We start from the raw sequence: 26,813 nt of genomic DNA, 5'->3' as shown, positions 1-26,813 counted from the left end.
TTACAAAAGCTGTAAACATTAGATTACAGCTTTTGTTACTTTATTAAGAATTCTGGCAATTTCAAGAAAAGACTGATATAGAATTAATATCACTTACTTGATTGTTATAGTCATATTCGGGACTATGATATCGCCATTAGAGCCTGAATATCTCTGAGCAAATATTTCAATATAATCATTATTTAAGAGCTCGGTTGTACCGTTTATTGGCAAGACAACAATGTCATTGGTAGAAGATCCTCTGCCGTACACTTTATATTGGCTTAAAACAGCTCCGTTTTTGGCAATATATATTATGTAAGTTCCTGCCGCAGGAACCTGAAACGAAATGGAACCTGTTATTTGGAAAATTCTTTTCTTTTTACCCAGATATCTTAATCTGTTGGCAACACCGTCTGTTGAAAACCTGAATAAATTGGATGAGGTGGAAACTGAAGATGCTGTACCAACCTTTACAATCATAGAAGAATTATAAGTAAATGTAATAAGTCTCATATTATTGAATTATGATTATAGTCATAATATTCCTTTTGTTTGCAGACAATCACACGGGTTAGCTGTTGTTTTATAAGCTCTTAAGCAGTCTGAATGTTAAAACTACAGATTAGAAATACATGGAAATCCCGGAAATATAATGTTTATGATCTCAGTCATGATAATGGTGAAAGATAGACCATAGATTTGTATATGATTAATGCACATACTATCTAAAAATGCTAGACTTGCCTTCCATCCTTTGGGAGGTTTTTAGTATGGCTGGAACAGATAGAGTATAAACTTTAGTGCATCATATTCCTGATCTGTTTTGACACTTATCGTTATAAACAAAGTTTTAATGTATAACAGAAAACCGAAATAAAATATGAATGGAGTTATTATCCAACACTTTCACTGGTATCATGAAGGAAATTTATGGAACGAATTTACGGAAAAGTGTGACTATCTTAAAAATCTGGGATTTACAGCAGTGTGGTTTCCCCCTGCAACAAAATGCGTTTTAGGACGGGAGGGCAGAGGATATGATATTTACGATTTGTATGATCTGGGAGAGTTTAACCAGAAAGGAGGTATTCCTACCAGATACGGAACAAGAGATGAATACTTGTCTGCCATTAAAAAAGCTCATGAAGCGGGTATATCCGTTTACGCAGATATTGTCCTGAATCACAGAATGGGAGGGGACGAGAGTGAGACTGTTACCGTACATCAGGTTAATGAAGAAAACCGCAATGAAACCATTGGCGACCCCTTCACAGCAACAGCTTTTACGAAATTCTTTTTTCCTGAACGGAATGGAAAATATTCTAATTTCATATGGGATCATACCTGTTTTAGCGGAATAGATATCATCCAGAAAGATCATGAAGAGATAAAAGGTATTTTTAAAATCCACAATGAGTACGGAACGGAATGGAATGAGGCAGTAAGCCACCAGTTCGGAAATTATGATTATCTGATGGGAGCTGATGTAGAATACCGGAACCCTTATGTAGTCAGAGAAATGAAAAATTGGATCAAATGGTACCTGGAAACTACCCATGTGGATGGATTGCGTCTGGATGCGCTGAAGCATATCTCGGTTGATTTCTTACAGGAATGGATTACATATATAAAAACAGAGCTGAACCCGGACTGTTATATTTTGGGAGAATTCTGGAAATCTGAATCAGAAAAAATATCTGATTTTTCTGATAAAATCAATGATATGATCTCCTGTTTTGACGCACCTCTCCATTACAACTTTTTTGAAGCATCAAAGGAGGGGAAAAATTATGATCTCAGCCAGGTTTTAAAAGGAAGTTTTCTGGAAAAAAAGCCTGTTCTTTCCGTATCATTTGTTGAAAACCATGACACGCAGAAGTTACAGTCCCTGGAATCAGCTGTAAAGGATTGGTTCAAACCTTTGGCTTATGCTATTATTTTATTATCGGAAAAGGCATATCCCTGTGTTTTCTATCCTGATCTCTTCGGTGCGGAATATACGGACACAAAAGATGGTGAGGAAATTAGAATCATTATGCCTAAGGTGGAAGTTCTGCCTAAACTGCTTGAGGCTCGGCAGCAGTTTGCCTATGGCGAGCAGATCAGCTATTTTGATCACCCCAACTGCATTGCGTGGGTGAGAAAAGGGAACAATGAATATTCCGGCTGTATTGTGATCCTATCTAACAGTGAAGACGGCTATAAAGACATTGAGCTGGGGAAAGAGAATGCAAATTGCATATACCGGGATTTTACCGGGCAAAGGGAAGATGAAATTAAAACAGATGAAAACGGCAAAGCCAGATTTGTGGTCAATTCACAATCTGTAAGCGTTTGGGTGAAAGTATAAATTCCAGCCTATGATTTAATATCGGTTAAAGAGTCTTCTTTAAATTGACGTCTTCCACATCGCCGTCTTTTTTGATGGTAACGGATTTTCGGATGTTTGCCTCACTAAGAATCTTAAAGTAATGATGTCCCTGTATTTCCCTTGAACTCTGAAGAGTATTATTGATATAGGTATTCTCATAACCCAAGGTATAGCTCTGTTGCTTATCCTGTATGTAGTTGAACCCCGTGATCAGTAAATATTGTCCGGGCATGAGATTATTGATCTCGAAGCTGCCTTTATCATCCTTTACCTGTATTACTTTAATGCAGGCTCTGGCCTCTTTGTGGAGTTCTACTATCTTACCTTCCTTTTCATACTTTTTGCTTACTTCCTGCCATTCTTTAAAATAGGCAGTTTGTGGCATTACAATAATGGAAGTCCCTTTGGGTGCATATTGTCTTTTGTTGACGTTAAGGACAGCAATTCCTTTGATGCCAGATCGGTTATCTTTAGCAAAAGCCTGTCCCTTAATGGTTGAATTGCCTCCTGTCATCAACTGTATGGTTTCACTTTTGTTAAATTGGGCTTTCTGCTCGACCGTGAATGACTGTGCTCCAGCTCCAGAAAAAATCAGGAGAAAAGCTATGATATAGTAATGTTTTTTCATAATAATAGTATTTAGATTAAAATTGATGGGTGTATGCTGCAAATATATCAAAAAATACAAACACCAGCATTAGATAGATAAAAATCTGAATACCAAGTATTAAGCACCAATTTATTAGGGCTTTTGGTACCTTAATTTTGATGTTAAAAATTTTTTCAGAGTATAATTATTATACTTCTAGAGAGCTTAAACTTCAGGTTTTTATTTATAAGAAGCTCATTAAATGATGTTTATAGATGAATTGATACCGTGAAAATGTAGATTTTGGCAAATAAATTGTTGTATTTGTAGTGAAGTGCTTATATACTTCATTATTTATCACCACTTAAAATTATTATTATGAAAAATTCTGTTTTAACACTTTTTGCAGCTGTTACCCTTATAGCCTGCAAAAAAAATGAAACTACATCTGTACACGAATCTACAGATGCTACAACTGTATCTGCCCCGGCTGAATCTGGCATGACGGTTACGGACTCTACAAAAATGGCGGATAACACGGCCACTAAAAATTCGCTCAGTGATCAGGACAAAAAATTTGCAGATGCCGCAGCCAAAGGAGGTATGATGGAAGTAATGATGGGTCAGCTTGCTGCTACCAATGCTTCTCATGCAAAAGTAAAAGCATTGGGAGAAATGATGGTAAAAGATCACAGCAAGGCTAATGATGAGCTCAAAAAATGGGCTGCGACAGCAGGCTACAGTCTGCCAGCCAGTCTGGATGCCGAACAGCAGAAGGAATATGATGGCCTGAAGGCAAAAAAAGGAGCCGAGTTTGATAAGAAATATACCGACCTGATGGTCAGTGATCATAAAAAAGATATAGAAGAATTTAAAAAAGAAGCTTCCGAAGGTAAAGAGGCGTCTTTAAAATCTTTTGCAAGCAAAACCCTGCCAACTTTAGAACATCATTTAATGGAATCTGAAAAAGCAAAAAATGCCGTAAAATAATTGATGGCACTACAAGATAAGCTCCTCTTTTATTAGAGGAGCTTTTATTTTGCAGAATGTTATTATAATCGATTTAAATAGCTGAAGAATTATCTCTGAATAACAAAACCTCTCAGCTCTGCCAGTTTTCCATCTTTGAATCTCCAAACATCACAGTAATCATAGTCTGTCCATCCACCTGCTGACTGTGAAGATAGAAGTTCAGTACAAGATCTAATTAAGCTGATAGTTAACAATTACTAAGCTCAAAATGAAGTGAACATAATCCTGCTGAGCCTCTTTTACATTCATCAGTTTGTTTTTATAAGCATAGGAATTCAGAACTTTTGTTAATTTCTGGTAAGTTTCAAAATGATCTCCTTTAATTTTGACCCTTCCATTACCGTCTCTTGTTTTAATAATTTCATTATCCAGGGTTCTGACTTTAAATAAGGCATATGATAATTTTGGCTGAAAATTCATTCGCCCTGTATATCTTTCAACTATATTAACCTTGAACGAGTCAAATACGATTGTGTTAAAAACAACAGTAGAGTAAGCATCCTGAGTATTGAGCTCAAGTGTATAGTTCATTTATTTTATTTTTTTACAAATTTACTCAGAAGCTTAAAAGAATCAAAGTAAAATAAAAATTTAACTTTTTAATAACTTATAATCAATAGCTTTTTCACACAGCATTAATCATTTAGAGAAATAATTTATGCCGAAAAGTATTGATCAGGACGCAAAATAATGAATTGTTTCCAGAAATGAAGCAAGAAGTGCTCAATAAAAGAGTAGGTGCTATCTTAAAGCTTAATCCTAAAGCTAATGGATCAGTAGAAATAGTTAAATCCAAATACCTGAAATAACATTTTTATGAATGAAAGATATTAATCTTCAATCTTATAAATTAGAATCCCCCTTTTGTTTGGGAACAAATTGATTCTTTCTCATCATTCATGATATATGTAATGATAGGAGGGGGATTAACTAATCTATATATTGTACCGTTTAATTGGCGATTTTGTAGCCGTAGAAAGAACTTACTACTACCTGGTAAGTAGTTCCGCTGGTTACGGCTGCTGCTGAAGCCATACTTACGGTTTCTCCGGCATTCAGATAGGTGATGCACGAAACGTTAGTTCCGACCAATATACCCGGATTTGACTGGTAAGACTGAACCAATATATTATTGGGAGTGGTACTGAAGTTTTTTACAAGATATAATATAGCCCATGCAAAATTGGGAGCACCGGCAATTGCACCATTGTCAAATTGGGTAGAGCCGTAAAACATATAATATCCGCTGGTAGCAGCTGTAAATCTTCCATTGGCTGTATTCATTACATTTCCTGTATTCATGACCGTGCCTTGAGGATAATTAATTTCAGCGTTGATAAAGGGTCCGCTGGGTGTAGCAGGAAGTGACTGTCTTGTTGTAGTACTTATGGTGGAAAAAGCGTAAGTGGATGCTGCTACGGGCAGACTGTTGGAGCTTGAGAGTAAAATAAGCTCCCATGTTGTATCGGTAGTTGTTCCTTTGCTTATGAAAAAAGCATAGTAACCAGGAGGTACACTGACAGAAGCTACTCCTGCACCACTTTGATTGTCAATCAGCTCTGTTCCGCTGGCGGCAATAGATAATGTTGCCGTTCCGGTATTTTTGAAATGATAGGTTCTTCCAATAAAATTGCCTGATCCGGTCACAGCAGCAGGCAGTGTTAAAGTACCATTGCTGTTGCCGTTGTAGGCTATATAGTAATCATTGGCATCAACAGGACCACTTGTTCCAGTAGTTTTATACGTTGCAGCAAACGAGCCATTAACAGTTAGCTTACTGCCCGGATCGCTGGTATTAATACCTATATTTCCGGTTTGAGAATACATCAGATTACTGTTTAAAAGGGCCATTAGCGGCAGGAAAAACATTTTTTTCATATTAAATAATAGATAAATGAATAAATAGCAGATAAAGAAATTATTGGTTTAATACAAGAGAGTAAATTTTTAATGAACTGCTGCTGGAATGAGGGAATTTGCAGCAGTTCAATTTTTCAGCTTTATGTATTTAGAATCATGGTTATTGTGTTTCCTTAATTTTGGAATTTTACAAAACTTAGGTAAAATGCAGGGTTACCTATGTTGAATCCTGCTGGTACATTTGCATTAGTTTTTACACCAACAATGGAATAAGTACCCGGAGTAGAAAAATAAAGTACTCGGTTTTGATCTCTTGGTGACATCATCTGAACATCTGCAACGTTACAGTAAGTCCTCCAAATCTCACCTATTCCATCAATATAAAATCCATAATCATTACAGTTTGATTGTATTGTCACCCCACAACGGAAAAAATACCATCCTTTTGCAGGAATAGTTACTGAAATTCCCGTTGGAAGAAGACCTCCCGGACTTCCGGTAAAAGGATTTACCAGTGTTCCTGAATATGATGTCCAGTTGTCGGCAAATGCAGTGGTAACAGTTGATGACCAGGTAGCCAATCCATTAGCATCACTGGTCAGTACATACCCCAGCTGCTCTGTACCGTCTTTAATCTGTAGCGCACCGTTGGTGGTTCCATTGTCTATAACAATTTTAGAATTGGCGGCTCCGGCAGGTACCGTATTGGTTCCAATCAGAACTTTTCCGGTTCCGTTGACGCTCAGGTTATTTCCGGCAGTAGCAATATTGGTTGCCTGGGATAGGGTGCCTCCTAATTTAACATCGGTGCCCGACAGGTTAAGACCGTTACTTGCTGTTATGGTACTGTTGGCTGTTGTAACTTCCCAGGTGCTTGCGGCTCCTGTAAGTCCTGTATTGATTAGCTGAACACTCTGATTAGCCGGAACTGAAATATTGGCATTTCCGTTAATGGTTTCCGGGGCAGCAGCATTTACCGTTATGGTAAAGTTTGTATTATTCTTGACCGTATACATTCGTCCCTTAAAATTTCCCACTCCGCTGATGGCTGCCGGAAGATTAAATACTGCATTGGCGGTACCATTGTAAGAGACATGAAAATCTGTTGAATTTAAATTGTAAGCGGCTGCAGTTACAGCGCTGTAATTGGCAGCCAGAGATCCATTAATATCTATTGTAGATCCTGGGTTTGGAGTATTTATCCCTACATTTCCAGATTGTGCAAAAATGACAGATGAGGTTACCAATCCTGCTATTTGTCCTAATTTTGTGATTTTTTTTAGCATTATTCCAGTTTTATTTCAGTTTTAATAGATTAGCTTTTATCTTAATTTTAATATGTGATACATAATAAAATTATTTTATAATGGGTTAATTTTATGTTACTTAATATTTAATAAATTATGAATTTGAATGTTTTTTGCTTTTAAATTTTAGACATATTTATTCATAATGTAAAAATATAGAAATATTACTACAAAAGTTAATGTGTTTCGTAGAATAAAATAAAAGTAAATATAGAAAATTTTCTACATTATGTGATTTATTAAAAGTTGATGAATCAGGCAATATAGGTTTGATGTAACCTGATGAGATCTGCTAATTTTTTGGTCTTTAATTTATTGTGGATTCTTTTTTTATAGGTACTGATAGTCGGCATCTGGATCCCCATCTTATTGGAAATTTCTAAATTGCCGTTGCCCTGTACCATTAAAATAAAAATCTCATACTCTCTCACAGATAAGTTCTTTATAGAATCTATTGGAGATTCCTGAAGCAATTGCTGTACAATGGAAGGAGGGTAATAATAGCCGTCAGAAAATATTTTGTTTACGGCGTCCGAAATCTCTTCCGACTTGCTTAGCTTGCTGATGTATCCGTTGGCACCTTCCTTTATATATTGTACGGCTACTTCCTCTTCATAAGCAGAAAATATCAGGATTTTTATATCAGGATCCAGCGTTTTAATTTCGGAGATCATTTTTTTATTTTTACTTTCCGGCATGTTGATATCCAAAATAACAAGATCGTATTTCTGCCCTGAAATTTTTTCCAGGGCTTCCGGATAGTCTTCCGCCTGGTCTATAGCTACATCTTGGATCCTTGACTCTAAAATCATGCTTGTTCCTACCAGAACAATGTCGTGATCATCAGCAATAAGAATTTTCTTAATCATTTTTTTTATTCGTTAAAATCAGTTTGAATGAAGTTCCTTTCAATTTATTTTTTTTAAAGACAATTTTTCCTTCTATCATTTGCAGAAGCTGCAAAACGAGGTGAAGTCCCATGCCGTATTTTTGCAGTAGTAATTTTTCATTTTCAATATTATCCTGAAGTTTTGTATAATATTCTATCTTCTTTTCATCCATTCCGGTTCCGGTATCCCTTATCAGCAGGATAATGATATTTTCTTCCACATGGCTTTCTATTGTGATAAATCCATCTTTTGTAAACTTTACAGAATTATCCAGCAGGTTATGAACAATTGCCGACAGGATATTCTTGCTGATCCATACCCATAATGTTTTATCTACATTGTTGATAATTAAAGTATTATTATTCTCTGCTATGGCATTAAACAGTATTTTCTTTTCTTCTATCAGCTTATGCAGAGAATAGAGTTCTGTTTTATCGGACCGGTGGTGCGTATAGATGTCAGCATATTCTTTTAGAGTGATCGTGAAATTGTATAACTGATCCGAGGATTTATAAATAGAGTTAAGAATCTTTTCATTGTGTTGCTCGTTAAAGCTGTCTTTGTTCAAAGCTTCCTTTGCGGTGAGTGCGATAAATTTTACCGGAGTTGTAATATCGTGGGTAATGGTTCCGATGAGCTTTTTTTGCTGTTCGATTTCTTTATGAAGTTTTATTTTTGTTATTTCCAGCTTTTCTACAGTATCAGAAAGGCTTTTTGTACGGGAATTTATAATCTCTTCCAGCTCATGATTTTTCTTTTTCAGAAAGCTTATTCTCCACCTTACCAAAAAATATAAAAAAAGCAGCAGGGCTGAGGAAATCAGTATTTTGAACCATAAAGTCTGGTAAAAATAAGGTGGAATGATAATATTTATTTTTTTATAAATGTATTTTCCTGTATCGGAAACTAATACCCTCACAACAAAAGAATGATTTCCATAGGTGAGGTTGGAAATAGAAAATTTTCCGTCTGTACCTATAGATTCCCAGTCTGCATTGGATATTCCGCTCAGCTTTGCTTCTATAATAAGGTTGTCCGGATTAGAATAATAGGGAACATCAATAAAAATATCTATACGATTGGATTCTGGTTTTATATTGAGTACTTTGTCGAAATACTGTTCTTTGTTATCGATAACCGCTCTTTCTATATAAACATTTCTGGGATAATAGCTTTTTACTTTTAATGGATCGAAGAAAACCAGGCCATCTAAAGAAGGAAGTACAAATTCCCCATTTTTTAGCCTGTTACCACATACATTACTGCCGCCATTGAATTCGTTGGTTTTGAAACCTGAATCTTTTGAAAAACGGTAATAATTGACTCTTAATTTCTTATCCTGCACATGCTGAAGCAGCTGGCTTTCCAGAACTCTGTAAAGTCCGTTGTTGGTAGGGATCCAGAAAAATCCGCGTGAATCTTCTAAAATGGTATGGGAAGAAGAAATATTATTATTAGCATCATAAGGCATTTTGATCAGCCGGTTGTTTTTCAGCAGATAAAATCCTTTCCCCAAAGTGGTGATCCAGAAATTACCGTCTTTTGATTGTATAATACTGCGGATGGACAGTTCATTTCCGGGATTCAGGTGGAGTATTTTATTGGTTTTTAATGAAACTTTGTACAGTTCTTTCGTGGTTCCTACCAATATGTGTTCTTCATCAAGCTTCAGGGCTTTGACAGGCTCATTATTAAAAAAAAACCTTTTTTTCACTGAATTGAAAGACAGGTTCTCATAGATTAGAAGAGTCCCGCTGTAGGCAGGAGTCCCGCTTTTTTTAGGCTGCATTTCTAGGGCATAATACCTCTGGGCATCCCAGAAGAAGTCTACTAAATCTAAACTTTTTTTAGAAATAATTTCTGTATAATAAGATTTTTTCTGATAGATTATCAGATCGTTTGCCTTACGCGCAATGATGTTTTTTTTCTCATCATAAGCCATGAAGAATGGAACGATGCTGTTAAACCTTTTGTCTTCTACAAGCCCGTTACGGTCATAGATCTCTCCGAAAGTGGTGATGACTGAAGAATGACTGTAAGGCAAAGTATTGTAAAAAACAGATTCAGGTTTTGAAGGGGGTCTCTGGATGGTAACAAAATCTGGAACATTGATAATCTGCAGTCCGTTGGTGCTGCTTCCCAGATAAAGCTTTTTGTAAACTGTATCATAATATATGCTAATGATATTTTTTGCAATATCATCAAGCTGTACAAGTTTTGTTACTTTTAGTGTATTTTCTTCATATTCACACCTGTAAATACTGTTTTTATTGATGATAAAAACCTGGTTATTAATCAGGCTCCAGTACACCTTACTATGGATGTCCGTCAGTAACGGCTCATGATAATAATCCGTGATTTTTCCCTTTTCAATTTTTTGAATATTTTTTGACTGATGATCAATAAAGAATACTGATTTATTGATTACAAAAATTCTGGCAACGTTCTTATAGAAGGCCTTGATATTTAAATTCTCTTCTTTTTTAGAAGTGGCATCTATATATTGAAGAGAATTCTGCTTTATAAAATAAGTACCTTCTTTAAGGTGAAAATACAGATTTATGCCGGGTGATGTAGTGTAGATGTAATTGGAGCAATATAAAAAGTAATTCAGACGGTCTTTAAATATAAAATGTGAATTCTTTTTTATGGAGCTTATTACCTTAGGGGATTTTTGGTGTATAAGCACAGTTCTTCCGTAATCTGCTGTAGTATAGATGCTGTCTTTTTCGGGGGCGCCGTAGAAATACCTAAACCGCTGACTGTTTAACGGGAGATTCCTATAAACCAGGAATTTCATTCCATCGTACCTTACAATTCCGTTTTCAGTGGTTAGCCATATAAAACCATATCTATCTTTAATAATATCTTTTACACTGTTCTGCGGAAGACCGTTATCTGTATTATATAACTGAATGTTATATTGTTGGGTGTAAACAATTGAAAAGATAAAGAGAAGAACAGCGGAAGTATATTTTTGCACAAATCCTTTTATTTAATTTGCTGCAAAGTTATTACTGTATTTGTAAAAACAATATCAATAAAAGGTTTTTTTTTAATATTTGGCAAAAAAAGATAAATAGGGTATTGCCTGTAGTATTTAGGATTACAGAAAGTTTATATATTCTGGTTTGAATTTTATTTAACAGTTCCCGATTCTTACTAATTAGCTCTGGGAGGCGGTGGAGGTGGAGGCGTCATTTTGTTGATCTCTTCCAGGGTTGGCGGAACAATATGTTCCAAAATCACCGTTTTCTTAAAAGGAAATTGTTTTTTTGAAAGTTCTTCATGATAATCAAAGTAATAGGTGTTTTGATTATGATAAGAGGCTTCAATAATTATCGAGCCTTTTTTATCAAAATAATCTTCAGAGATTATATGCTTTAAAATGCCATTACGGTCAGCAATAACTTTCTCAACTATAATACCGCCTTCTTTGGTATCTTTAATAAAAATTACATTAACATTAGGCGCGCGTTCATTGCTGTCAGTCAGAAAATTGAGTTCCAGGCTGTATTGCTTTTGGGCAGGAGCATAAAAAAAATAAAATAAAAGAAATAAGAATGATAAACTTTTCATAATAGAAATTTATGTTAAGATAAATAATTATTCCGTATTATGATGTATATTGCCCAAATTGGGATTGATTATTTAAGTGTGGCAAATCTCGGTTAAAAATATGCGAAGCATTGCGAATTTATTTTTTTTTCACCGTGAAAAATTATGTACTTGGAAAAAACTAATGATTATTGTTTTCAATATGCATGTCTGAACCGAAAAATATATCTACACTGAATGAAATCCTGAAGTTTTGTTAAGTTTTTGTGATTTGAATGAAATTACAATCTCTGTATTTATCACCATTTACTGTTATGAAAAGACAAAAATTACTTTAACTTTGCCAAAGGAAGGGTGTACAAACATTACCAGGTTTTGGTAATATAATGATAGTGTTTAAAACTAATACCGGTGACTTAGATAATCAGAAAATTAATTTAGCTGATAAAAAGATATGAAATATAAATTCTTAGATTTTAAATTGAGGAAAGTTGTTCATTACTCATTAATCCTGTGCATATTGTTGATACAGGTTATTATAGCCATATTTTTTTATAACGAATTTGTCAATGAAAAAAAACTCCAGTTTATTAAAAGTCAATTGGAGGAAAGTAAAGCATTGGGTGGGTTAACGGATAATTCGAGGAAAGACTTCATGAATGCACAGAACTACTTTCAAAAGTATATGATCAGCCAGGATAGCAAAGACCTGAATTTATATTTTGAATCCCTTAAAAAGCTTAATAGCAATTTCGAAAAAATAAATGATTATGGAGACACAAATCTGGGATTGAAAAACAAACTGGCAAAGCAAAAAAAGGATACACTGAAAATCATAAGGCTGCAGACCATTATAGATTCTGTATATCAATATTCTATGAAGCCGCCTGTGAAAATCATCCCGGAGCAGCATTACGAGCTGGAAAGATATAAAAACACTGATAACTTTGAAGATCTGACGATACAAACCCAGACCTATTCTGATACCATTAAAAAGAAAGGCCTGATGGGGCGTTTAAAAGATGCAATATCAGGTAAGGTAGATGTGCAAAAGGAAAGTACCGTCATCACCATGACCAATAAAAAGCCGGCTAATTTTTCTAAAATAAAGCTGAGGATGGATAGCCTGGCAAAATCTATGGATAAATATTATACCACTGAAGTCAAAAAAATCCAGCGGTCTACAGTTCAGAACCAGCAATCCATAGCCGAAAACCATCGTGAAAATTTAAAGTTCTACAGTAATTTCAGTAAGTTATTGGTATACAGCAACGGGCTGATCAATGTGTACGAAAAGGCTATTAAAGAATTTAAATCAGAGCTGGAAAAAGAATATAACAAACAGAGCTCAACTAATAACAGAATCAGGACCTATCTCGTACTGGGATTAATGGTGTTAATGTTTATTGTATCCATTCTGATCATGTATTTTACAAGAATGGCGTTCATATACGAACTCAAACTTAATGCTGCGAATAAAGAGATTAAAAAGAACCTTAATTTCAAAAACAGGATTCTTGGAATGCTGAGCCACGAGCTGATGTCACCCCTGAAAATTATCAATATTTTTATTGATAAGATCAACAGAACCACAAAAGATGAGACCACAAAAGACTACCTTAAATCAATAAAATTTACCAACAGTACACTGCTTATACAGTCCAACCAGATCCTGGAATACACAAAAAACCAGGAAGTTGAGAAAAAGCTGGTAAAAACCGTCTTTAATCTTAACGATGAAATAAACTCTATTGTAACTGCCATCACGCCTTATATAGAAACAAGGAACAATAAATTTCTGGTAACAAACAGAATTCCTGAAGATATAGTTGTAAATTCAGACAATATAAAAATTAACCAGATATTTATGAATATTCTGGGAAATGCCAATAAGTTTACAGAAAACGGACAGATTGATCTTTCAATGGTAACAGAGAAAGTAGATGAAAATACCATTTCTCTGGTAACAACAGTAGGGGATACCGGTGTAGGAATTTCAGATTCTGATCTGGAGAAAATTTTTGAACCTTATTATCAGGGGATGGTCTCTGATAAAATTGATAATTTCGGCGCCGGGCTGGGATTAAATCTATGTAAAGAAATCATAGAGCTTTTTAATGGGGACATATCCGTTTCAAGTAAGCTGCATAAAGGAACAAAGGTAACATTCAGAATAAATTTAAGTATTAATCATAATGGAAGCACCAATTGAAAATAAAGAAATTATATTTCTTTTAGCGGATGATCACAGTATCGTTCGTCAGGGAATAGCGATCCTGATTGATGAAATTGTTCCAAATTCTAAAGTTTATCAAACCTCATCCTCACAGCAGATCGTAGAGCTGGTACAGTCAAAAGGAGTGGAAATAGCTATCATTGACGCTCATTTTCCGGACGGCAACAGCCTGCATGTTTTGCCACTTATGAAAAGTGTAAATCCGGATATTAAAATCTTAATCTTTACAGGCCTTGAAGAAGATCTGCATGTGCTCAAATTTATCAAAGCCGGGGCCAGCGGATATGTAAGCAAATTAAGTGAAGAAGAAGAAATAAGACAGGCGATTTCAGATATTGTGCATAAAGGAGAATATTTCTCCCCGCTTTCCCGGAACCTCATGCTGCAGTTGGTTCAGAATCCTGATTTAATCAACCCGCTTAGCCGTTTAACCAAAAGAGAACTGCAGATTGCAGAAATGTATGCAGAAGGATACGGTAACCTTGAAATTGCAAATGACCTCGATATAAAGCAGAATACCGTGAGCACCATCAAGAAAAATATTTTTGATAAATTGAAAATAGAAAACCTTGTTGAATTGATCGAGCTCATCAACACCCACCATAAAATATAGGATTTTCTAAAGATCCATTCCTCATTTTTTTCCGCTAAAGCATTTTTATCGATAAACATCTATGGCTTTATCGATATATATCGATGCCAATTATAAGAAATATTATCCACTAATGTTGTTACTTTGTTTTAGTAAAATGAACCAAAGATACTTTCTGATTTTAGTACAACGGTAAGTTTTATAACACGCATAAATGATGAGATAAATATATAAGTGTATGCATGGCCTTAAAGGAACTTCTCGAAACCAAATTATTAAAAAACACAAATTGATATAGAGAAGCAGACTTGGTCTTTGTAGGTCATTTATACAGAAAAAGGGAGGCAGTAGCCTCCTTTTTTATTGATTAATACCAGGGTGAACTCCGTATCAAATAAAATGTAAATCAGATTGATATTTATTGATAAACTTCTATCTGCTTATCGATATATATCGACATCAATTATAAAGAATAATATTCAGTAATGTTGTTACTTTGTCTTAATAAAATTCACCAAATGAAAAACATTAACTGAAAAGTTTTTTGATACATACGGTAGGTTTTATTAGAACACAAATGATGAAATAAATATTGGGTATGAATGATCTTTAAGTAGCTTCTTGAATTCGACTTAAAAAAACACAAATTAATATAAAGAAGTTAACTTGATCTTTGTAGATCATTGATACAGAAGGAGGCAGTGGCCTCCTTTTTTATTGAACGGTATTTCTAAAGCAGTTGAAGCATCATAATTGCTCTCTTTTACAGGGTAGGATAATAAAAAAAACTCCGTCTGGTAGCGGGTTTCCGAAATAAATACATAATTTCGCATCATGAGATTACTTCTTTCAGCATTATTAGGTTTTCCCCTTTTACTCTTCTCACAGACAACGGCTAAAGTAATTGGAATTTCAGACGGAGACACTATTACGGTTTTACTGGACGGAAATATACAAAAGAAACTTCGGCTGGCAGAAGTAGACTGTCCGGAAAACCGACAGCCGTTCGGAAAAAATGCTAAAAAATTTACATCAGATCAGGTTTTCGCCAGGGAGATCATGTTTATAGAAACCGACAAAGACCGTTATGGACGCTTAGTAGCTAAAGTATATTATGACCACGGGAAATATCTTTCAGCGGAGATTATAAGAGCCGGCTACGGATGGTGGTACTATTCCTATTCCAAAAATGCTGACCTGGGAAAGATGCAGGAATTGGCGAAAAATAAAAAACTTGGGCTGTGGCAGGATAAAAAAGCGATTTCTCCATGGGATTTCCGTAAAGTACAACGCGAGAATGCTAAGAAGAAACGGCTCCAGAAACAATTGGAACAACAGGCACAGAAAGTAAAGGAACAGGGCTTCAGAGAAGGTAAAACGATATAAAATAAAGGTAAAACGATATAAAATAAAAACCGCTGCAAAAAGCAGCAGTTTTCTTATAATCAACATAATAATAAACTAAGACTCTGTCTTTAACAGTCCATAATTAGAAGTTGCAGGTTCCTTTCCGAAAAGGCAGGAGAAGATATTCTGAAACTCATGAATATACCTGCATTTGATGGAGTTCCCGTATATTTTCAATCCCTCAAGGATTTTCTTTGAACTCAGATCAATGTCATATTTAATAAATGTTTCAGGTCTTTCATAACGGATTCTTTCATTTGAGCTGTATGTTCTCAGGAACCCAAACTTTTCAAGCCATTCTTCTGTTATCTTAATGGGTTTAATAGAATCAGCCGGAACTGAAATACTGTGGATGTCATTTTCGATTTTTACAAAATAATCATGATCTGTGCCCTGAAATATTTCAGTGATGGTGTAAATCTGATTTTTGTATTCAACTAAGTTTTTAATTTTAAGATCTGCTGCATTCATAATATTTTGAGTTTAGAAAGGTGTGTTGGTAAATATTTAATTGCAAATATTATGCCCAGAGCAATAATAAATATCCTGTGTTATTAAGAATTTTATTAGTTTTTAACATAAATAATCAATTATATGTTAAAATAATGCGGAAATTGGCTGAATTAGTAGAAAATTTGGAGATTAAGTGTGGTATTTGTGTGGTATCTAATGTTTTATTAAAAGTTTTAACATCTTTTAATCTTTGTTTCTTTGACGCAGATATTAAGAAATTTTAGCAAAAAACAAGACCAAGAGATGAAGACATCTCATGAAAAGATATGAAGAATACATCTAATAACAGTATAAATTAAAATGAAAAATACCAGAAAACGGTGTTGTGCTATAATGTAAGGAATACAAAAATATATAGTTGCCCCGATTCCTAATGCATCATTTCATGTACCTTGATAAGCTCCGCGATATTGGAAACATTAAGCTTTTTAAATATTCTCTTTTTGTAAGTGCTTACGGTAGACATCTGGATGTTCAGTATATTCCCGATTTCAAGATTTCCAGACCCTTTAGCCAGAAGCTTAAAGATTTCATATTCCCTTGAAGAAAGCTTTTCTGCAGGATTACTTTTTTTATTCTGAATAATAAGCCCGATGAGTTCACTTGGATAGTAATACCCCTTCTGAATGACTGATCTTACTGCTTCCCTGATCTCTTCTTCACAGCCCTGTTTGCTGAGATAGCCTTCTGCGCCTTCACGAATATACTGTATGGCCACATCCTTGCCATGTCCTGAAAAAACAAGGATTTTCAGACTTTCCTGGATACTTTTAAGCTCAGGGATCATTTTCCTATACTGTGTCCCGGGCATATCAATATCAAGAAGAAGAAGGTCATAAACGTGCTCGGATACCTGTTCCTTTACCTGGTCATAATTTTCTGCAAAATCTATTTTAAGTTTTGGATAAACAGACTCTAAGACCAAAGCAGCTCCTGCTCTTACTACATAGTGATCATCAGCGATTAATATTCTTTCATTCATATAAATTTGGCTTTAATAAGAGTTTCAACGGTAGTTTCTTTTAGGATATCTGAATTTGTAAGCTTGGCAGTTGAGTAACTATTGATATTTTAACAGAAATTCTTTTCATACCGGTGGTTATTGTAGTTAGTTTTTGATTGCTTTTAAAAGTATAAAGGAAGATGGTTCCGTTTTTGGCGGCATTTATAATAAGTGTAATTCTTTTCTGAACAGCTTCAGTAAAGGTCCACGTAAAATCATGATAATTCTTGACAATGGATTTCGCCCTATTCAGTAGAGATCCGTTGCCAGTAATATACCTCGTGGAAATATGACGCTGTTCGTAAATGTCCGAAAACAAGATTACAAAAAACAATGTCCAGGCTTTCATAAGTACATAAATGATCTATGCTTCCGCTTGATTAGAGCGAAAATTTATTAATAATAGTCATTATACAAGCCGAATTTTTTTAAGTGTTGGGAATGCTGAGTACATTTTTTTTCATTACTATTTTGTGTTTCGTGTCTTGCTGTTTAACAAGTTGGATTTGGGCTGTAAAATTAGTGATTTTATACACATAAATTATCATATTAAAATGTATTGATATGAATTTTATCTAATAACCAGACCCATTGAGCATGATTTTATGGTTTTTTATCTTCAGGCAGTGAAATAGTGTCCTCTTTTTAAATTTATTTTCTGAAATAATATTTAAAAATCTAATGATTGGCCAGAAGAATATTAAAAAGCAAAAAACCTCCCAAAAAAAGGGGAGGCGAATAAAAATTGACTGTATATTGAATAAAATTCAATCGTTATTTGTTGTTTTCAAGCCATTTCAGCCTGCGCTCGTCGGGAAGATGCTGTACCTTGAAGTTTTCAAAAACTGCAGTAAAGCCATTTCCATCCGGACAGGCAGCCATCAAGCCCACCATTACAGGAGTATTATCCTGTAAATATGCATTGCGCATCATTGTATAATTCTTATCATCAAAAGAATAAAATATTTCTACAGCATCCAGTCTTCTTACGGCTTTTATCCAGACTGCAGAAGGAGTGGTGTTCAGTGTAATAACACTCCAGTCGCTTGTTCCATGTGTAACTACAGTGCTGAGGTTGTATTTCCCATCCACGAATTCAATGCCGGCCTTTATGTAGTTCTCTTTATCAATCCTTAGCATAAGCCCCATCTGGTCAAATCTTGCCTTATAGTTTCCGCTTATTTTTACCTTGGCTTCAAATTCTCCGCCATAGGTCGTATAATAAAACGGGGCATCATCTACTGTAAATCCATAGTGAGAAATTCTCCAGTAATCACTTTGCGGAGTGACAGTCATTAGCAGACTCTTGTTTTTGATTTCCCATTTCTCGGGTTCATTGAACCAGTTCATCTTTTCCAAAGTCTGTGAAAGCGTTTCCTGGATCATAAAAACAGTGCAAAAACTTAAAATCAATCTCTTCATCCTCTTTAGCTGGGTGTAAATTATTATTTTAGCAAAAGTATAACTATACCCATACTCCGTCAATACTGATAAATAACCATTTATGGAAATTGTAGAAAAACTGAACAGTCGGCTTTTGGACAGGTCATCTCAAAAATGCAGGCTTGACATAGAAGAATATAAACAGAGAGCCTTGATATATTCCCAGATGGAAGGTGCTATCTCTGTTTTGAGCGACATGCAGGCAGATAAAAGTTATGTGTACAAATCTAAAGCTGCATCGGAATTAGGCTTAAGTATGAAAGAAAACCCATCAGAGATCAATTCTATCTGGGAAGAAGAGATTATCAAAAAGATACATCCGGATGACAGGCTTAAAAAATATATTCATGAACTGCGGTTTTATGAAATGATGGATGCTATGGATGCAAAGCTTCGGGCAGACTATTCTGTTCTTTCAAAAATCAGGATGAAAGATAAAAATGATGAATACATACTTGTAAAACACCGGATGTTCTATATTTATTCTCCTGATAACGGAAAGCTGAGATTTGCATTTTGTCTTTACCATATTGCCCTGGACCAGACACAGCTTCCCGTTTCCGATTTTATGATCATTAATACAGTTAAAGGTGAAATTATTGTAAAAGATAAGCTTAACTATCAGAATATTCTCTCGAAAAGAGAGCTGGAAGTTTTAAAATATGTAGGGGAGGGCTATGCCAGCAAAGAAATAGCAGGTTTTCTGTCCATAAGCATCAATACAGTTAGCAGGCACCGCCAGAATATCCTGGAAAAACTGAAAGTGAAAAATTCTGTACAGGCATTTAAAGACAGCTTTTATTAGTTCAGTTTCCTGTAAACACCGAAAAGTTCACCATGTTTTTTTTATTCTTATCTTTAATTTTATTGTGTAAATTTTTACTATAAATAAATGATGATAACAAATGAAAAGAAGTGAAGAGATCACCAGGCAATATTTTGATTTTCTTGAAAAGCACATCCGAGATGTAATTACCGGAACTGTTCCGGAATTTATGGAACTCAATGAAATTGCTGCCCAGCTTGCAGTTTCCCATCAGCATCTCACAGATACTATAAAAAAAGAAAAAGGACAGCATCCGTGTTATTTCTATGATGGAAAAATTATTAGCGAAGCCAAGGCAATGATAAAAGATTCAGATCAGTCTATTGCAGAAATTGCAAGGCTGTTTACCTATGATCCATCCAACTTCTCCAAGTTCTTTAAAAAAATGACTGGAATTACACCGGGAGAGTTTAGAAAGATCAGCAAGCTGAAATCATAAAAATGTGTACTTGAAATTTATATAAATAGAAGGAAAAATGATACAAAAATGTCTTATTATAAACTTAATTTTCCAATAGATTTTTATCCTAAAAACAAATAATATTTTAGAAATGAGATAATTGTAAAATCAATTATCTTTTTTTTATGATTAATTAAGTAATAGTGATTTATTGTTGTGTTTTTTTTTGTTAAATTTAGTTTGATTAAAAAAAATATTGACTATTTAAGCAGGAATAAATGAATTGAAATCTGAAATATTTTGATTATCAGATCATAACGCAGAGTGTGTTATATGATGCGTAATATTTAATATAATAGATGGATTTACAGGCTTTAAATAATTATATATTTGTTTCTTTAAACAACTAACATTAACAAATAACAACATTAAGGATGACCATTGATTTTACAACAGCAACATTTAAAGATTTTGAGAATATCCCTGACTATGATATTGCTCAAAGAGCAGATTATTTTTATGAATTCCTGGATCATATGAAGTCCAGAGGACACATGAATTACAGACTGAAGAATACAACTGGAACCAATGCAACATTAAATATAAATATTGCAAACCAGAATAAGGAATATGTAAGTTTTGTTTCCAGCGATTATCTGGGATTTACCCAACATCCGAAAGTAAAGGAAGCAGCTATAGAAGGAATTGCCAAATACGGAACTGGAACAGGAGCTACACCACTTATTGGCGGGTATTTTGATTATCATTATGCTTTAGAAAGAAAAATTGCAAGTTTTTTTGGGAGAGATGAAGATGAAGCCGTAATATTCACTACAGGATATACTGCTAATAGTGCTACCTTGCAGATTCTGATGCAGAAAGAAGATATCGCTATTTTAGACATGGCAGTACATGCCAGCGTACATGAAGGATGTGCTTTTACAAATAAAAAAACATTTCCGCACAATAATTTGGAAGCTTTGGAACACATTTTGAAGATATCTGAAAATACGTACCGTACGAAACTTGTTGTTGTAGATGGAGTATATTCTCAGGATGGTGACACTTCACTTATTAATGAGATATATGATTTGGCAAAAAAGTATAATGCTTATGTCATGGTAGATGATGTGCATGGTGTTGGGATTTTGGGAGAAACTGGAAGAGGAACCCTTGAGCAGGCTGGTTTACTGGATAAAGTAGATTTCATCACAGGCACATTCAGCAAAACCTTTGGCAATTTAGGAGGATTTGTTATTACCAATAAAAAAATAGCATCATTTCTTAAATTCCAGTCTCGACAACAGATTTTCTCAGCAACAGCACCGCCTTCCTCAGCAGGAATTGTTAAAGCCATAGATTTGATTGATGAAGAACCGATCTGGAGAGAAAGACTTTGGAATAATATCAACTATTTCAAAAAAGGTCTGGACGATCTGGGTTTGGATACCGGTATTACCTGTTCAGCAATTATTCCTGTAAAAATTGGAGATCAGAATAAAATGTGGGATATTGGCAGAATATTGATTGAAAAAGGAGTGTACACAAACCCCATTATGTACCCCGCAGTAGCAAGAAAGGACGCGCGCATCAGAATGAGTGTGACGGCAAGACATGAAAAAGAGCATCTTGACAAAACACTTAATGTATTTGATGATATTAATAAAAAATTGCATATTGCAAAAAAATAATAAATTATGCCCAGAAAAGTAGTGCAAGGTCCCATTAGGGACAAAGAAAAAACAAAACAAAAACTGCTCGCAGCAGTTGGTAAAATTCTCAGAGTAAAAGGTTATTCAGGTCTGAAAGTAAGTAAGATTGCAGCAGTAGCCGGTTTTGACAAGAAGCTTATCTATGAATACTTCGGTAGTACAGATAAACTTATTGACGAATATATTAAGTCTCAGGATTATTGGAGCAAGTTCAGCCCGAATATAGAAGAGGAAGTCCAGATTGGCAAAGGTAAAGAAGCTTTAACCCAAGGAATTCTCATGCAGTTTGAAAGCCTGAAGAAAAACAAAGAACTCCAAAAAATTATCCTCTGGGAGCTTTCTGAGAGTAAGCCTATACTTAGAAAACTCGTAGAGCAAAGAGAAGCTGTAGGAGCAGACTTATTCGGGAATGTTACAGATCCTTATTTCGGAGAAGATGCACAAAGATTTAGAGCAATTATCGCTTTGATTGTTTCAGGGGCTTATTATCTGAACCTCTATCCTGCATATAATGCTAGTGAATTTTGTGGCCTGGATATGAAGACAGATGCAGGAAGGTCCGAAATAGAAAAAGCTATTGTTGATATAATAGAATTTGCTTACCAAATGAAAAAATAATGATTAAAAGTTTTCCAATTTTCCGAAAATAAATTTTTGTTGATAATTTGAAAACTTTTAATTTTCAGATTAAAACTATATTTCTTATTTTTGACCAATGGAAAATTTTATCGTATCTGCAAGAAAATACCGCCCTCAGCAGTTTGACACTGTAGTAGGGCAATCTCATATTACGGATACGCTGGAACATGCTATTGGAGAAAATCAGCTGGCTCAGGCCTTACTATTCTGCGGTCCAAGGGGTGTAGGTAAAACTACATGTGCCAGAATCCTGGCCCGGAAGATCAATGAAAAGGATGGTTCAGTTTCAGAAGACGGCTTTGCTTATAACATCTATGAATTAGATGCGGCATCCAACAATTCCGTGGATGATATCAGGGAACTGATAGACCAGGTCCGCTTTGCGCCTCAGGTAGGTAAATATAAAGTCTATATTATTGATGAGGTGCACATGCTGTCTTCTGCGGCGTTTAATGCTTTCCTTAAAACTCTCGAAGAGCCGCCGGCACACGCTATCTTTATTTTGGCGACTACAGAGAAGCATAAAATAATTCCTACTATTTTATCGCGTTGCCAGATTTACGACTTCAAAAGGATTACCATTGAAGATATTCAGGGACATTTGAGAAACATCGCTCAAAAGGAAAATATCCAGTATGAAGATGATGCCTTGTATCTCATTGCCCAAAAAGCTGATGGCGCTTTAAGAGATGCACTTTCTATCTTCGACAGGCTCTCCACATTTTCCCAGAAAAACATTACGTTGGCCAAAGCTGCCGAAGTACTCAATATCCTTGATTATGACCAGTATCTCAATATAGTAGATCTGGCGAAGGAAAACAAAATTCCCGAAACACTTTTCGCTTTTAATGAAATTGTAAAAAAAGGCTTCGATCCGCATATTTTCATTGCAGGGTTAGGAAACCACTTCAGAGATCTCATGATGGCCCAGAATGCCAGAACAATAGAACTTATTGAAGTCGGGGAGAGGACTAAGGTGAAATTCGTAGAGCAAAGCCAGAAATGGAATGCCCAGCAGCTCATAGACGCCGTCGAGATCTGTAACCACGCGGATATTAATTATAAGAACTCCAAAAATCCAAGACTTACAGTAGAAATTGCACTGATGCAGCTGTCTTCACTGACAGCCAATTTAGGTGATACTAAAAAAAAAAGTTCTTAATACTGGCTCCGTTTCTCAGTGAGAAGCAGGAAGTAATCATCCCGGTAAAAGCTCCCGAAAAACAACCCATAGCAGAAAAACCTGTTCAACAGCTTGAAGCCGTTCAGGAAGTCACTGTAAAAACAACAAAACCTTTATCAAGACAGGGAATCTCTTCAGGTTTCAGCATCAATTCTTTCCTCAATAAAGAAGAAAAGGTAGAGAAAGAAGAAGCCGTAGCCGTAAAAACAGAACATCTTCCCCAGAACCATTTTACAGAAACAGATCTGCAGATGGAATGGAACCTTATGCTCAAACAGCTTCAGAAAAGAAACAGCTTTATCTTTAACGCTGTAAAAACATTCAAACTGATCAAGGCTGGAGAAAATACCATTAAAGTTCTGTACCCTTCAGATTCTGCCAAAGTTGAATTCGACAAGATCGCAGGAGAATTTTTCAATCATTTCAAAACTAAGGTTCACAATCATGCTATTGAAATAGATTATCAGCGGGATTTTGACAGCCTCAAAATTGAAGTGGTTACCAAAAGAAAAATTTTTGAAAAGTTTATTGAGAAAAATCCACTTTTAAAAGACCTTGATGATTTAATGAAATTTGACCTGACATAAATTTTTGTATTTATCACAGTTTTTTTTTGTTAGATTGAGTTTTTTTATATCTTTGTCAAAGATTTTTGCAAAAAATAAGTTTTTGACAAAAACAAATTAGATTTAAAAAACTAGACAACAGAAGTTTCAGACCCCAAGTGGAAAAATTATTCATCCCATATCTGTCTCATTTTGTACCCGCTGATTTCTTTAGCGGTTATTTTAGTTTTTCTGCTTTCTATTATAGAAATTTCAGAACGTATTATCGATTTTATTGGTACTGCTAACTGAATTTCTTTCCAAAAAATACAGGAGGATTAAAGTCCTTTTATTTTCCTGATTCCTTTAAAAAACTTTGAACGGCATTTTTTGAAAAGAATTATAAAAATCAATTTTATAATCAAAGGACTATTGCTGTTAATTCAAGAAAAATAAAAACAATAAATTTAAAAATATGAATTTAAAAGATGTAAAAAACGAGTGGATCAATGAGCTTTCGCAGCCATTAATGATCGCAGGGCCATGCAGTGCGGAAAGTGAAGCTCAGATGCTTGAAACTGCTAAAAGGATAAGAGAAACCAATGCCCAGGTGCCAATTTTCCGTGCAGGAATCTGGAAGCCGCGTACCAAACCGAACGGTTTTGAAGGAGTAGGGGTTATCGGCCTGAACTGGCTGAAAAAAGTAAAAGAGGAATATGGATTCAAGACCGCTACAGAAGTAGCCAACGCCCACCACGTATTTGCAGCTTTAGAAGCGGATGTTGATGTTCTTTGGATTGGTGCGCGTTCTACTGTAAACCCTTTTACCGTTCAGGAAATTGCAATGGCTTTAAGAGGAACTGATAAACCCGTATTCGTTAAAAACCCTGTAAACCCGGATCTTGCTTTATGGATCGGTGCTTTAGAGAGACTTTTAGGACAGGATATCAAAAATCTGGGTGTGATTCACAGAGGATTTTCAACCTACCAGAAAACAAAATACAGAAATAATCCGAACTGGCAGATTGCCCTTGATTTCAAAAGCCAGTTTCCTAATATTCCAATGCTGATAGATCCTTCCCACATCTGCGGAAACAGAACAGGTCTTGCAGATATTACACAGGAAGCATTCAACGTAGGATACCAGGGAGCAATTATTGAAACCCACTGCAATCCGGATGAAGCTTGGAGTGATGCTTCACAGCAGATTACTCCTGAAGTACTGGCAGAACTGATCGGGAACTTAAAAGTAAGAAATTCAGGTATTGCAGGCTTCGATAATGAGATGGGAAGACACAGAACACTGATCTCTGATCTTGACTTCCAATTAATCGAACTTCTTTCCCAAAGAATGAAGATCTCTGAAAAGATAGGTAAGCTTAAAAAGGAAAATGATATCGCGATCTTCCAGCCGGAAAGATGGAAGGTGATCACAGAATATGCTACACAGAAAGCAAGGGAAACCGGAATGTCTCAGGAATTTATCGAGAAGGTTTTCAAAGCGATCCACGAAGAATCTATTGAAGTACAGAATAGTATCATGATTAATAGATAATTGGATAAGTTTAGAACTTAAGGATTAGGGTTCAGGATATAGTTGGAGAGACTTCTAGAGTCTTTTATATATATAAATAATGAGGTTTGAAATTTCATGATCAGAAGAGAATTATTTGATATGTTTTCAAGTATATCCTGAACCCTAATCCCTAATTCCTTATATTTGTATCCAATTATCATATGAAAGGGAAAATCATTAAATCTACAGGCAGCTGGTACCAGGTTATGGAATTCGAAACTGACAAAATTTTCGAAGCCAGGATCCGCGGCAAATTCAAATTGATCAAGACCAGACTTACCAATCCGCTTGCTGTAGGAGATTTTGTGGAATTTCAGCTAGAACAGGATGATATTGCATGGATCACTAAAATAGAGCCACGTACCAATTACCTGATCAGAAAATCTGTCAACCTTTCAAAAGAGGCCCATATTATTGCTTCCAATATAGACCTGGCATGTTTTATCTTTACATTGAAGCATCCGGAAACTTCACTTGGATTCCTTGACCGCTTTTTAGCATGCTGTGAAGCCTATAATATAACTCCATTGATCCTGTTCAATAAAATTGACGTTCTGAACGAAGAGGAAATAGAGCTTGTAAAAGATATCGAATTTCTTTATCAGGAAATTGGTTATGATACTTTGGAAATTTCATCCTATTCCAAACTCAATTTTGATCAGCTTCAGGAGCTTCTTAAAGACAAAACTTCCGTATTTTTCGGGCATTCAGGATGTGGCAAATCTACGCTGGTTAATGCATTACAGCCCGGTTTAAATTTAAAAACTTCTGAAATTTCAGATTCTCATCTCAAAGGAAAACATACTACAACCTTTGCCCAGATGCACTTTTGGGATTTTGGCGGTAACGTTATTGATACTCCCGGTGTACGTGAGTTTGCTATGATTGATATTGAAAAAGAAGAAGTACAGCATTATTTCCCTGAGATCTTCAAAAAAAGGGAAGAATGTAAATTCCATAACTGTCTTCATATTAATGAACCGAAATGCGCCGTTCTTTCTTCTCTTGAAACCGGAGAAATCCAGTATTCCCGCTATGCCAACTACGTAAAACTGATGGAAGAGGCTGAAGAAGCTTCCCAGAAATAAAATTTTCTCAGTTTTTTCATTCCTGCAATCCGGATCTTTATAATATAAGATAAACCTTTGT

At 35.2% G+C, this 26,813-nt stretch carries 25 protein-coding genes; 13 read left to right on the top strand and 12 right to left on the bottom strand.

Going from position 1 to position 26,813, the window contains the following annotated elements; all coding sequences use genetic code 11:
• Window positions 1–93: 93 nt before the first annotated feature.
• Window positions 94–495: a hypothetical protein gene (locus ACMGDK_RS03860; RefSeq protein WP_436806708.1), complete on the bottom strand. Its 402-nt coding sequence runs from the start codon at window positions 493–495 to the stop codon at window positions 94–96.
• A gap of 367 nt (window positions 496–862) precedes the next feature.
• Here ACMGDK_RS03860 and ACMGDK_RS03855 point away from each other — a divergent pair, with 367 nt between their 5' ends.
• Window positions 863–2,332, top strand: coding sequence for an alpha-amylase (locus ACMGDK_RS03855; protein ID WP_436806707.1), 1,470 nt, complete (start codon window positions 863–865; stop codon window positions 2,330–2,332).
• Between the two features lie 25 nt (window positions 2,333–2,357).
• On the opposite strand, the gene ACMGDK_RS03850 is transcribed toward ACMGDK_RS03855, so the two are convergent.
• A complete protein-coding gene (locus ACMGDK_RS03850) occupies window positions 2,358–2,981 on the bottom strand; it encodes a hypothetical protein (protein ID WP_436806706.1) in 624 nt (207 codons plus the stop codon).
• A 339-nt stretch (window positions 2,982–3,320) separates the two neighbouring features.
• Here ACMGDK_RS03850 and ACMGDK_RS03845 point away from each other — a divergent pair, with 339 nt between their 5' ends.
• Entirely contained in the window at window positions 3,321–3,932 is a 612-nt protein-coding gene (locus ACMGDK_RS03845) for a DUF4142 domain-containing protein (RefSeq protein ID WP_436806705.1), read from the top strand.
• 213 nt (window positions 3,933–4,145) lie between these two features.
• Here the strand turns inward: ACMGDK_RS03845 and ACMGDK_RS03840 are convergent, their stop codons facing one another.
• The 6 genes from ACMGDK_RS03840 to ACMGDK_RS03815 all read right to left on the bottom strand — a co-directional run bounded on the left by ACMGDK_RS03840 (window position 4,146) and on the right by ACMGDK_RS03815 (window position 11,610).
• Complete coding sequence (locus ACMGDK_RS03840) at window positions 4,146–4,505, bottom strand: prevent-host-death protein (RefSeq protein WP_436806704.1); 360 nt, start codon at window positions 4,503–4,505, stop codon at window positions 4,146–4,148.
• A 420-nt stretch (window positions 4,506–4,925) separates the two neighbouring features.
• Complete coding sequence (locus ACMGDK_RS03835; RefSeq protein WP_436806703.1) at window positions 4,926–5,852, bottom strand: hypothetical protein; 927 nt, start codon at window positions 5,850–5,852, stop codon at window positions 4,926–4,928.
• A gap of 155 nt (window positions 5,853–6,007) precedes the next feature.
• Window positions 6,008–7,120 carry a hypothetical protein gene (locus ACMGDK_RS03830; RefSeq protein WP_436806702.1) on the bottom strand — a complete coding sequence of 371 codons (1,113 nt, stop codon included), beginning with the start codon at window positions 7,118–7,120 and terminating at the stop codon, window positions 6,008–6,010.
• A 275-nt stretch (window positions 7,121–7,395) separates the two neighbouring features.
• Window positions 7,396–8,010 (bottom strand): response regulator transcription factor, encoded by a 615-nt coding sequence (locus ACMGDK_RS03825; RefSeq protein WP_436806701.1) that lies wholly within the window; start codon window positions 8,008–8,010, stop codon window positions 7,396–7,398.
• Window positions 8,003–11,014, bottom strand: a complete 3,012-nt coding sequence (locus tag ACMGDK_RS03820; RefSeq protein ID WP_436806700.1) for a ligand-binding sensor domain-containing protein — start codon at window positions 11,012–11,014, stop codon at window positions 8,003–8,005. Before ACMGDK_RS03820 ends, ACMGDK_RS03825 begins: the two co-directional genes overlap by 8 nt.
• 179 nt (window positions 11,015–11,193) lie before the next feature.
• A complete protein-coding gene (locus ACMGDK_RS03815; protein WP_436806699.1) occupies window positions 11,194–11,610 on the bottom strand; it encodes a hypothetical protein in 417 nt (138 codons plus the stop codon).
• Window positions 11,611–12,190: 580 nt separating this feature from the next.
• On the opposite strand from ACMGDK_RS03815, the gene ACMGDK_RS03810 reads away from it, so the two are divergent.
• Window positions 12,191–13,801 carry a sensor histidine kinase gene (locus ACMGDK_RS03810; RefSeq protein ID WP_436806698.1) on the top strand — a complete coding sequence of 537 codons (1,611 nt, stop codon included), beginning with the start codon at window positions 12,191–12,193 and terminating at the stop codon, window positions 13,799–13,801.
• Window positions 13,785–14,438: a response regulator transcription factor gene (locus tag ACMGDK_RS03805; RefSeq protein WP_436806697.1), complete on the top strand. Its 654-nt coding sequence runs from the start codon at window positions 13,785–13,787 to the stop codon at window positions 14,436–14,438. The genes ACMGDK_RS03810 and ACMGDK_RS03805 overlap by 17 nt, the downstream gene beginning before the upstream one ends.
• 659 nt (window positions 14,439–15,097) lie before the next feature.
• On the opposite strand, the gene ACMGDK_RS03800 is transcribed toward ACMGDK_RS03805, so the two are convergent.
• Window positions 15,098–15,253: a hypothetical protein gene (locus ACMGDK_RS03800; protein ID WP_436806696.1), complete on the bottom strand. Its 156-nt coding sequence runs from the start codon at window positions 15,251–15,253 to the stop codon at window positions 15,098–15,100.
• On the opposite strand from ACMGDK_RS03800, the gene ACMGDK_RS03795 reads away from it, so the two are divergent.
• Entirely contained in the window at window positions 15,252–15,803 is a 552-nt protein-coding gene (locus ACMGDK_RS03795; protein WP_436806695.1) for a thermonuclease family protein, read from the top strand. The genes ACMGDK_RS03800 and ACMGDK_RS03795 overlap by 2 nt on opposite strands.
• Before the next feature lie 75 nt (window positions 15,804–15,878).
• On the opposite strand, the gene ACMGDK_RS03790 is transcribed toward ACMGDK_RS03795, so the two are convergent.
• The 3 genes from ACMGDK_RS03790 to ACMGDK_RS03780 all read right to left on the bottom strand — a co-directional run bounded on the left by ACMGDK_RS03790 (window position 15,879) and on the right by ACMGDK_RS03780 (window position 18,762).
• The gene (locus tag ACMGDK_RS03790) at window positions 15,879–16,295 is read right to left on the bottom strand and encodes a hypothetical protein (protein ID WP_436806694.1); all 417 of its coding nucleotides are present in this window, start codon (window positions 16,293–16,295) and stop codon (window positions 15,879–15,881) included.
• Between the two features lie 412 nt (window positions 16,296–16,707).
• Window positions 16,708–17,319, bottom strand: coding sequence for a response regulator (locus ACMGDK_RS03785; RefSeq protein WP_436806693.1), 612 nt, complete (start codon window positions 17,317–17,319; stop codon window positions 16,708–16,710).
• 795 nt (window positions 17,320–18,114) lie between these two features.
• Window positions 18,115–18,762, bottom strand: a complete 648-nt coding sequence (locus ACMGDK_RS03780) for a DUF1349 domain-containing protein (protein ID WP_436806692.1) — start codon at window positions 18,760–18,762, stop codon at window positions 18,115–18,117.
• Between the two features lie 82 nt (window positions 18,763–18,844).
• Here ACMGDK_RS03780 and ACMGDK_RS03775 point away from each other — a divergent pair, with 82 nt between their 5' ends.
• From ACMGDK_RS03775 to rsgA, 8 genes are all read left to right on the top strand, one after another.
• Window positions 18,845–19,588: a response regulator transcription factor gene (locus ACMGDK_RS03775; protein ID WP_436806691.1), complete on the top strand. Its 744-nt coding sequence runs from the start codon at window positions 18,845–18,847 to the stop codon at window positions 19,586–19,588.
• A gap of 100 nt (window positions 19,589–19,688) precedes the next feature.
• Window positions 19,689–20,048: a helix-turn-helix domain-containing protein gene (locus ACMGDK_RS03770; RefSeq protein WP_436806690.1), complete on the top strand. Its 360-nt coding sequence runs from the start codon at window positions 19,689–19,691 to the stop codon at window positions 20,046–20,048.
• A 395-nt stretch (window positions 20,049–20,443) separates the two neighbouring features.
• Entirely contained in the window at window positions 20,444–21,700 is a 1,257-nt protein-coding gene (locus tag ACMGDK_RS03765) for an aminotransferase class I/II-fold pyridoxal phosphate-dependent enzyme (protein WP_436806689.1), read from the top strand.
• A gap of 6 nt (window positions 21,701–21,706) precedes the next feature.
• On the top strand, window positions 21,707–22,339 hold the full coding sequence (locus ACMGDK_RS03760) for a TetR/AcrR family transcriptional regulator (RefSeq protein WP_436806688.1): 633 nt from the start codon (window positions 21,707–21,709) through the stop codon (window positions 22,337–22,339).
• Between the two features lie 97 nt (window positions 22,340–22,436).
• Window positions 22,437–23,522, top strand: a complete 1,086-nt coding sequence (gene dnaX / locus ACMGDK_RS03755; RefSeq protein ID WP_111952930.1) for a DNA polymerase III subunit gamma/tau — start codon at window positions 22,437–22,439, stop codon at window positions 23,520–23,522.
• Window positions 23,523–23,794: 272 nt separating this feature from the next.
• The gene (locus tag ACMGDK_RS03750; RefSeq protein WP_116014759.1) at window positions 23,795–24,130 is read left to right on the top strand and encodes a DUF8439 domain-containing protein; all 336 of its coding nucleotides are present in this window, start codon (window positions 23,795–23,797) and stop codon (window positions 24,128–24,130) included.
• Between the two features lie 433 nt (window positions 24,131–24,563).
• On the top strand, window positions 24,564–25,643 hold the full coding sequence (locus ACMGDK_RS03745) for a chorismate mutase (RefSeq protein WP_436806687.1): 1,080 nt from the start codon (window positions 24,564–24,566) through the stop codon (window positions 25,641–25,643).
• 182 nt (window positions 25,644–25,825) lie between these two features.
• Entirely contained in the window at window positions 25,826–26,752 is a 927-nt protein-coding gene (gene rsgA, locus ACMGDK_RS03740) for a ribosome small subunit-dependent GTPase A (protein WP_436806686.1), read from the top strand.
• The last annotated feature ends 61 nt before the right edge of the window (window positions 26,753–26,813 follow it).

Origin of the sequence: Chryseobacterium hilariae, from assembly GCF_051400735.1 — a bacterium.
In the GTDB taxonomy this organism is placed as follows: domain Bacteria; phylum Bacteroidota; class Bacteroidia; order Flavobacteriales; family Weeksellaceae; genus Chryseobacterium.
Note: the sequence above shows the minus strand (reverse complement) of the source record. Positions and strands in the feature narration are given on the sequence as shown.

Excerpts from the sequence above, each read along its gene's own strand:
- ACMGDK_RS03860 (WP_436806708.1), bottom strand. The coding sequence starts at position 495 with ATGAGACTTATTACATTTACTTATAATTCTTCTATGATTGTAAAGGTT.
- ACMGDK_RS03855 (WP_436806707.1), top strand. The coding sequence starts at position 863 with ATGAATGGAGTTATTATCCAACACTTTCACTGGTATCATGAAGGAAAT.
- ACMGDK_RS03850 (WP_436806706.1), bottom strand. The coding sequence starts at position 2,981 with ATGAAAAAACATTACTATATCATAGCTTTTCTCCTGATTTTTTCTGGA.
- ACMGDK_RS03845 (WP_436806705.1), top strand. The coding sequence starts at position 3,321 with ATGAAAAATTCTGTTTTAACACTTTTTGCAGCTGTTACCCTTATAGCC.
- ACMGDK_RS03840 (WP_436806704.1), bottom strand. The coding sequence starts at position 4,505 with ATGAACTATACACTTGAGCTCAATACTCAGGATGCTTACTCTACTGTT.
- ACMGDK_RS03835 (WP_436806703.1), bottom strand. The coding sequence starts at position 5,852 with ATGAAAAAAATGTTTTTCCTGCCGCTAATGGCCCTTTTAAACAGTAAT.
- ACMGDK_RS03830 (WP_436806702.1), bottom strand. The coding sequence starts at position 7,120 with ATGCTAAAAAAAATCACAAAATTAGGACAAATAGCAGGATTGGTAACC.
- ACMGDK_RS03825 (WP_436806701.1), bottom strand. The coding sequence starts at position 8,010 with ATGATTAAGAAAATTCTTATTGCTGATGATCACGACATTGTTCTGGTA.
- ACMGDK_RS03815 (WP_436806699.1), bottom strand. The coding sequence starts at position 11,610 with ATGAAAAGTTTATCATTCTTATTTCTTTTATTTTATTTTTTTTATGCT.
- ACMGDK_RS03805 (WP_436806697.1), top strand. The coding sequence starts at position 13,785 with ATGGAAGCACCAATTGAAAATAAAGAAATTATATTTCTTTTAGCGGAT.
- ACMGDK_RS03795 (WP_436806695.1), top strand. The coding sequence starts at position 15,252 with ATGAGATTACTTCTTTCAGCATTATTAGGTTTTCCCCTTTTACTCTTC.
- ACMGDK_RS03800 (WP_436806696.1), bottom strand. The coding sequence starts at position 15,253 with ATGATGCGAAATTATGTATTTATTTCGGAAACCCGCTACCAGACGGAG.
- ACMGDK_RS03790 (WP_436806694.1), bottom strand. The coding sequence starts at position 16,295 with ATGAATGCAGCAGATCTTAAAATTAAAAACTTAGTTGAATACAAAAAT.
- ACMGDK_RS03785 (WP_436806693.1), bottom strand. The coding sequence starts at position 17,319 with ATGAATGAAAGAATATTAATCGCTGATGATCACTATGTAGTAAGAGCA.
- ACMGDK_RS03780 (WP_436806692.1), bottom strand. The coding sequence starts at position 18,762 with ATGAAGAGATTGATTTTAAGTTTTTGCACTGTTTTTATGATCCAGGAA.
- ACMGDK_RS03775 (WP_436806691.1), top strand. The coding sequence starts at position 18,845 with ATGGAAATTGTAGAAAAACTGAACAGTCGGCTTTTGGACAGGTCATCT.
- ACMGDK_RS03770 (WP_436806690.1), top strand. The coding sequence starts at position 19,689 with ATGAAAAGAAGTGAAGAGATCACCAGGCAATATTTTGATTTTCTTGAA.
- ACMGDK_RS03765 (WP_436806689.1), top strand. The coding sequence starts at position 20,444 with ATGACCATTGATTTTACAACAGCAACATTTAAAGATTTTGAGAATATC.
- ACMGDK_RS03760 (WP_436806688.1), top strand. The coding sequence starts at position 21,707 with ATGCCCAGAAAAGTAGTGCAAGGTCCCATTAGGGACAAAGAAAAAACA.
- dnaX (WP_111952930.1), top strand. The coding sequence starts at position 22,437 with ATGGAAAATTTTATCGTATCTGCAAGAAAATACCGCCCTCAGCAGTTT.
- ACMGDK_RS03750 (WP_116014759.1), top strand. The coding sequence starts at position 23,795 with ATGGAATGGAACCTTATGCTCAAACAGCTTCAGAAAAGAAACAGCTTT.
- ACMGDK_RS03745 (WP_436806687.1), top strand. The coding sequence starts at position 24,564 with ATGAATTTAAAAGATGTAAAAAACGAGTGGATCAATGAGCTTTCGCAG.
- rsgA (WP_436806686.1), top strand. The coding sequence starts at position 25,826 with ATGAAAGGGAAAATCATTAAATCTACAGGCAGCTGGTACCAGGTTATG.